General features: G+C 61.5%; 4 protein-coding genes and 2 pseudogenes. 4 read left to right on the top strand and 2 right to left on the bottom strand.

What is annotated here, in order from left to right; translation table 11 throughout:
* Positions 1-63: 63 nt before the first annotated feature.
* On the bottom strand, positions 64-840 hold the full coding sequence (locus HT737_RS11275; RefSeq protein ID WP_047296719.1) for an IclR family transcriptional regulator: 777 nt from the start codon (positions 838-840) through the stop codon (positions 64-66).
* A gap of 176 nt (positions 841-1,016) precedes the next feature.
* Between HT737_RS11275 and HT737_RS11280 the strand changes: the two are divergent.
* The 4 genes and pseudogenes from HT737_RS11280 (at position 1,017) to HT737_RS11295 (ending at position 5,606) form a co-directional block, all read left to right on the top strand.
* Positions 1,017-2,757, top strand: a pseudogene (locus HT737_RS11280) (FAD-dependent oxidoreductase).
* Positions 2,741-3,574: an aldo/keto reductase gene (locus HT737_RS11285; protein ID WP_182402563.1), complete on the top strand. Its 834-nt coding sequence runs from the start codon at positions 2,741-2,743 to the stop codon at positions 3,572-3,574. The pseudogene HT737_RS11280 and the gene HT737_RS11285 overlap by 17 nt, the downstream one beginning before the upstream one ends.
* A 189-nt stretch (positions 3,575-3,763) precedes the next feature.
* Entirely contained in the window at positions 3,764-4,651 is an 888-nt protein-coding gene (locus HT737_RS11290; RefSeq protein ID WP_108183876.1) for a neutral zinc metallopeptidase, read from the top strand.
* Positions 4,652-5,606 (top strand): annotated as a pseudogene (locus HT737_RS11295) (alpha/beta fold hydrolase).
* Between the two features lie 138 nt (positions 5,607-5,744).
* On the opposite strand, the gene HT737_RS11300 reads toward HT737_RS11295, so the two are convergent.
* Positions 5,745-6,383, bottom strand: coding sequence for a peroxiredoxin (locus HT737_RS11300; RefSeq protein WP_007913831.1), 639 nt, complete (start codon positions 6,381-6,383; stop codon positions 5,745-5,747).
* Positions 6,384-6,644: the final 261 nt, after the last annotated feature.

Consider the following 6,644-nt stretch of genomic DNA (forward strand, 5'->3'; position numbering starts at 1 on the left):
CTCTTGATCTGAAAAAACAAAAGTCAAAAGATCGCACCTTCGGCAGCTCCTACAGGGGATCGGTCAGACAAACAATTCAGACGCCAGGCTCGCCGCCGACAACTCCTCGGTGAACTTCATCAGCAACGGTGCCAGTTCATGCAGCCGTGCGCCAGGCATCCGCGCGCTTGGCCCGGCAATGCTCAGTACGCCGATCACCCGGCCGTCAACGGGGTGCTTGACCACCGCAGCAATCGCCGAAGTGCCCACCGCCGAACTTTCCTCGACGCAGGCATAACCCTGCTCCCGCGCCAGCCGCAGGCGCTCCAGCAATTCGATATTGGAGCGCGGCGCATTCGGCCCAATGCCCACTGGCACTTCCGCGCCCTGGCGCTCGACCAGCGACAAGGCTTCGGCGTCGCTCATGCAGGCCAGCCACGCGTGCCCGGAGGCGGTGTAGAACAACGGAGCGTCGCGGCCCATGTCCGGGTCATAACGCAGGCCCGTCCGGGCGCCCTGCGCCTTGGCGATCCAGGTCTGGCGCTCGCCATCGATCACCCCCAGACGCACCAGCTCACCGGTTTCCTGCGCCAGTCGATCCAGCACCGGTTGCACGATGTCGGCACCGCTGCTCGCCAGATACTGAAACCCCATCGCCACCAGTTTGGTCGACAAGTGATAGCGCAGAGTGTCTGCATTCTGCCGTACGTAACCCAGCCGAATCAGCTCGGCGAGCATCCGGTGAGTGGCACTTTTCGGGATGTCGAGCTGCTCGGCCAGGGTCTGCATCGGCAGCCCGCGCGGCTCACTGGTGAGGCTTTCCAGGACACTGAAAACCCGTTCGATCTGACTGCCGGCCATGGGAAGATCCAAATGAAATTTCGCCGATTCTAAAAGACATCCGAGACAAAGCGAAATCCGGAACTGACAGTGCGATAACCGCCCACTTTGCTGAAACAGGTCTTGTGGCAGATGCGCTTCATTCGCTAATTTCTGGAATCTAATTCCAATAAAATCCAGTTGGGGAGCTTTGTTTGATGCCTGCCGAACTTCCCGAAATCGACTGCGACGTGCTGGTCGTCGGCTCCGGCGCTGCCGGTTTATCCACAGCGGTCACTGCCGCCTGGCACGGTCTGAAAGTCATCGTGGTTGAAAAGGATCCGCTGTTCGGTGGTGCCACGGCGTGGTCCGGCGGCTGGGCGTGGGTACCGTGCAATCCACTGGCGCGACGCGCCGGCATCGTCGAAGACATCGAGCAACCGCGCACGTACCTGCGCCACGAACTCGGCGAGCATTACGACCCGTCCATGGTCGACGCCTTCCTCACTGCCGGACCACAGATGGTCGCGTTTTTTCGAACAGCACAGCGCTTTGCAATTTGCCGACGGCAACGCCATCGCCGACATCCATGGCGATACGCCGGGCGCTGGCACGGGCGGGCGCTCGGTCATCGCGGCGCCTTACGACGGACGCCAAGTCGGACGCCTGCTCAAGCGCCTGCGTACAACGATGCGCGAAACGTCCTTCATGGGCATGCCGATCATGGCCGGCGCCGACCTTTCGGCGTTCCTCAATCTGACCCGTTCGCTGAAAGCGGCTTGGCATGTAACCCGTCGTTTTACCCGACACTTGCTGGATCTGGCGGTACACGGCCGGGCCATGCAACTGGTCAACGGGGTGGCGCTGGTCGCAAGGCTGGCGAAATCCGCCGAGGACCTTGGCGTCCTGTTATGGGAGTCGGCGCCGGTGAGCGAACTGCTGCGCGATGAAGCAAGGGTTTGCGGCGCCGTGGTCAACAGCGCAAAAGGCCCGGTCCGCGTTCATGCACGCAAAGCCGTGGTGCTGGCCGCCGGCGGTTTCGCCAATGACATCGAGCGGCGCAAGGCCTTGTTTCCGCGCACGCCCACAGGTCATGAACACTGGGCACTGCCACCGCTGGCAGTCAACGGCGATGGCCTGCGTCTGGGCGAAAGCGTCGGTGCCACGGTCAACACCGACCTGGCGTCGCCCGTGGCCTGGGCGCCGGTCTCGCAAGTACCCCATGCCGACGGCAGCATCGGCCATTTCCCGCACATCATCGAGCGCGGCAAACCGGGAATCATCGGTGTACTGCGCAACGGCCAGCGTTTCGTCAATGAAGCCAATGGTTACTTCGACTACGTCAGCGCCATGGTTGCCGCCACCCCGGAAGGCGAGGAAGTCGCCTCGTGGCTGATCTGCAGCCGCGCCTTTCAACGGCGTTATGGCCTGGGCATGTCGCGGCCATTTCCCGTTCCGCTGTCAGGATTTATCCGCAGCGGCTATCTGAAAACCGGCAACACCCTTGAAGAATTGGCCAGCGCCTGCGGTATCGATCCCGGCGGGTTGCGCCGCACTGTTGATCACTACAACTCGCATGCGCGCCTTGGCGAAGACCCGCTGTTCGGTCGCGGCGCAACGCCCTACAACCGCAAACAGGGCGATCCGGCGAACCTTCCCAACCCCTGCGTTGCCCCAATAGTGGCCGGCCCTTTTTATGCCGTGAAAGTGCAACCGGGCTGCTTCGGCACCTTTGCCGGGCTCAGGGTCAACCCGCAGGCACAAGTGCTCGACGCCCATGGCCAGCCCATCGCCGGGCTCTACGCCGCCGGTGGCGACATGGCCAGCATCATGGGCGGGCACTATCCGGCGGGCGGGATCAATCTCGGCCCGGCGCTGACGTTCGGCTACATCGCCGCCCGCCATATCGCCGGTATCACTGCTTTCGAACAGGAGATCGACCATGCAGCACATCGTTAACGCCCAGGGTTTGAACATGCCGAAACTCGGCCTCGGCACCTGGCCGATGCTCGGCGACGAATGCACCCGTGCCGTCGAGCAAGCGCTGGAACTCGGTTATCGGCATATCGACACGGCAGCGGCCTACAACAACGAAGACGCAATCGGACAAGCATTGGCGAACACGCCGACACCCCGCGAGCAGATTCATGTCACCACCAAGGTCTGGTGGGACCAGTTGCAACCCGACGCCATGCGCCACTCGATGGAACGAAGCCTCAAGGCTTTGCGCAGCGAGTATGTCGACCTGTTCATGATCCACTGGCCGAGCACTGACTGGGACTTGCCGCGCACGCTTGAAACCCTCGCATCCTTCAAGGAGCAAGGTCTGGCTCGCCACATCGGCGTGGCGAATTTTCCGCTGCCGCTGCTGCGTAAAGTCGTCGAGGAATACGCCATCCCTCTGTCAGCGATCCAGGTCGAGTACCACGTCTTGCTCGGACAAAACGCCTTGCTCGACTATGCCCGCCAACACGATCTAGGACTGACGGCCTACACGCCATTGGCGCGCAACAAGGTCTCGGACATCGCGCAGATTCAGCAGATCGCGAAAAAACACCGTGTGCTGCCGACTCAGATCGCATTGAAATGGCTGCTCGATCAGCCCAACGTCGCGGCGATTCCCAAGGCCAGCAGCCGGGCCAATCAACTGGCGAACCTGGCTTCGCTGCAGGTTGAACTGGACGCTGAAGACCGCGCACTGATCGCCGCACTGCCGAAAAATCAGCGTCAGGTCAGCCCGGATTTCGCCCCGGTGTGGGACGCCTTCGATCGCTGACGCACAGTGCGAAAGGAGAAATCCGCCAACGGATTGAATTAGTCGCGCACACGCTCGTCAATAACAGGCCCGCCCTCGTCACCCGAGGCCGGGCCTGCTTGCGTGTGCGCCAATGGACGGACGACCGGACTGGCGCCACACTCACACACCAGCAACACTCATCACCACGTACAGACAGAGGATTCCCACATGCTATGGAAAAAAGGCCGACGCAGTGACAACGTCGTCGATGCCCGTGGCGATGATAGCGGCGGCGGTGGCATGCGGTTCGGTGGCGGCAAAGGCCTGAGCCTCGGGGCGATCCTGCTGATCGTCGGCATCGGCTGGATCACCGGCCAGGACCCGCTGCAGATCCTCGGTCAGCTCACCGGGCAAATGACCGAACAATCGGCACCGGCTTCGACGCAAACCCGTCAGGCGCCACCGGCCAACGACCAGCAGGCCGAATTCGTGCGTTCGATCCTCGGTGATACCGAAGACACCTGGGGCGCGATTTTCCAGCAGGCCGGCCGCCAATATAAGGACCCGACGTTGGTGCTGTTCAGCAACCGGGTGAATTCCGCCTGCGGTCTGGCGACCTCGGCGACCGGCCCGTTCTATTGCCCGGCGGATCAGAAAGTCTATCTGGACATGGCCTTCTTCCAGGAAATGGCCCAGCGCTTCAAGGCTGCCGGCGACTTCGCCCAGGCCTACGTGATCGCGCACGAGGTCGGCCACCATGTGCAGACGCTGCTCGGCGTCTCGGCAAAAATTCAGGCAGCCCGGCAACAGGGGCGGCAGATGCAGGGCGACGGCGGTTTGCTGGTGCGTCAGGAATTGCAGGCTGACTGCCTGGCCGGCGTCTGGGCCTACCATGCGCAGCAGCGCCTGAACTGGCTGGAACCGGGTGACGTCGAAGAGGCCTTGAACGCGGCCAACGCCATCGGTGATGATCGCCTGCAACAACAGGGTCAGGGCCGAGTGGTGCCGGACTCGTTTACCCATGGTACGTCGGCGCAAAGGGTGCGCTGGTTCAAAACCGGATTCGCCCAGGGCCAGGTCGGCCAGTGCGATACCTTCGCGGCGAAAAACCTGTAAATGCAAAAATGGCTTTTGGCGTTACTGATCATCGGCGGCAGCGCGCACGCGGCGGGCGTCGATGCCATCAGCTCCGGGCGTCTGCAGTTGAAGGCCGGCGAAATGGCCGTGGGCATCAGCCCCGCACCGGAAAAAAATCGAGCGGGTACTGATCGTCATTCACGGCCGTCTGCGCAACGCCGAGACCTACCGCAAGAGTGCCGAACACGCCACCGAACTGGCCGGACAAACCGCGCACACGCTGGTGATCGCGCCGCAGTTTCTCAATGAAAGCGACGTCGCCCTGTACTCGCTGCCCAACACGTTGCTGCGCTGGAAAGGCAACGAGTGGATGGGCGGCGGGTTATCCACAGGGCCGAATCCGCTGAGTTCCTACGCCGCGCTGGATGAAATCGTCGCCCGGGTCAGCGACCGCAAGCAGTTTCCGGATGTGAAACAGATTGTGATTTTCGGCCATTCCGGTGGCGGCCAAGTGGTGCAGCGTTATGCCCTGCTGGCCAAGGACCAACCGGCGCTGAAGGCCAACGGCATTCGCCTGCGCTATGTGGTGGCCAATCCGTCGTCGTACGCGTATTTCAACGAACAGCGGCCGGTCGCCTTCGATCACGCAAAGTGCCTTGGGTTTAATCGCTGGAAGTACGGTCTGAGCGACATGCCGGTGTACGCCGGCGGGCAAACGCCGTTGCAGCTTGAAAGCAGTTACATCAAGCGCGAGGTGATTTATCTGCTCGGTCAGCAGGACACCGACCCGCAGCATCCGGCGCTGGACAAGAGCTGCGCCGCCGAAGCCCAGGGTGCGTATCGACTGGAACGCGGCAAACTGTTTTTCGGCTACCTGCTGCGCCGGCATCCGGAAGGGGTGAATCAGCGGCTGGTTGAAGTGCCCGGGGTCGGGCATAACGGCGATGGGATGTTGACGTCGCCGGAGGGGCAGAAAGCGCTGTTTGATCAATGATTTTGCAGTGGCCGCTCAGGCCTCATCGCGGGCAAGCCCGCTCCCACAGGGGAATGCATTTCAAATGTGGGAGCGAGCCTGCTCCGGGCGGCGTTCCGACGAAAGCGCCGGTAGCTACAACAAAATAGCTCACTGGATTCACTTATTCGGCTGCGGCGTCAGGCGCAGGTATGGCTTCACCGCGCGGTAGCCCTTCGGAAAGCGCTGCTTGATCTCTTCCTCGTCCTTGAGTGACGGCACGATCACCACCTCCTCACCGTCCTGCCAGTTGGCCGGGGTGGCCACCTTGTAGTTGTCGGTAAGTTGCAGCGAATCGATCACCCGCAGGATCTCGTGGAAGTTGCGCCCGGTGCTCGCCGGGTAGGTGATGGTCAGGCGGATCTTCTTGTTCGGATCGATCACGAACAGCGAACGCACGGTCAGCGTGTCGTTGGCGTTCGGGTGGATAAGATCATAGAGATCGGACACCTTGCGATCGGCATCGGCCAGGATCGGGAAGTTGACGACTGTGTTCTGGGTTTCGTTGATGTCTTCGATCCACTTGTGGTGCGAGTCCACCGGGTCGACCGACAGCGCAATGGCTTTGACGCCGCGCTTGCTGAACTCATCCTTGAGCTTGGCGGTGAAGCCCAGCTCGGTGGTGCACACCGGGGTGAAGTCGGCCGGGTGGGAGAACAGCACACCCCAGCTATCGCCCAGCCACTCGTGAAAACGAATCTTGCCGGCGCTGGAATCCTGTTCGAAGTCGGGGGCGATGTCGCCGAGTCTGAGGCTCATGATGCTGCTCCTGATGAGTTGTTGGAGAACTCAACTGTAGCTCGGGATTTGCCATCATGAAAAAGAATAAATAACTAGATATCTAGCACTTAAATGAATATTAAACATCGTTCACTGGACGCTCGTCGTCATCGCGACGAACATCGACCCCAAGGTTCGAGAAGGCCTTGAGTAGCTGCAAAAGAAGGGAATGTCGGGACAGGCTTACGGGGGTGAGCCTGACCCGAAAATGCAAAAGCCCCGTCCGGCGCAATGCCGGAC

Source organism: Pseudomonas sp. MD195_PC81_125 (assembly GCF_014060985.1).
Lineage (GTDB): Bacteria > Pseudomonadota > Gammaproteobacteria > Pseudomonadales > Pseudomonadaceae > Aquipseudomonas > Aquipseudomonas parakoreensis.